This is a genomic window from Ralstonia sp. ASV6, assembly GCF_016429285.1.
GTDB classification, from domain to species: Bacteria; Pseudomonadota; Gammaproteobacteria; order Burkholderiales; family Burkholderiaceae; genus Ralstonia; species Ralstonia flaminis.
Genome location: NZ_JAELUI010000634.1, coordinates 1 through 302, shown reverse-complemented (window position 1 = coordinate 302; position 302 = coordinate 1). Strand labels below are relative to the sequence as shown.

At 75.2% G+C, this 302-nt stretch carries 1 pseudogene; it reads right to left on the bottom strand.

The window, feature by feature from the left end:
* Positions 1-178 precede the first annotated feature (178 nt).
* Positions 179-302: pseudogene (locus tag JHD73_RS28715) on the bottom strand (glyoxalase); the annotation flags it as partial.

The window sequence follows — 302 nt, the reverse complement described above, 5'->3', positions numbered from 1 at the left end:
CCCCCCCCCCCCCCCCCCCCCCCCCCCCCCCCCCCCCCCCCCCCCCCCCCCCCCCCCCCCCCCCCCCCCCCCCCCCCCCCCCCCCCCCCCCCCCCCCCCCCCCTTTACAAGCAGAAGACGGCATACGCGATCAGGCGCCATGTCTCGTGGGCTCGGAGATGTGTATAAGAGACAGGCCTCAGGCAAATAGCCGGGCGAGCGTTACCAGCTTGCGGAACGTCAGGTCGGGGCTGCGGCGCAGATTGCGGATGAGCGCCGCGATGGCAGCCGGTGTCAGCTTCGGCTTGGTGAAGCTGGCGGGC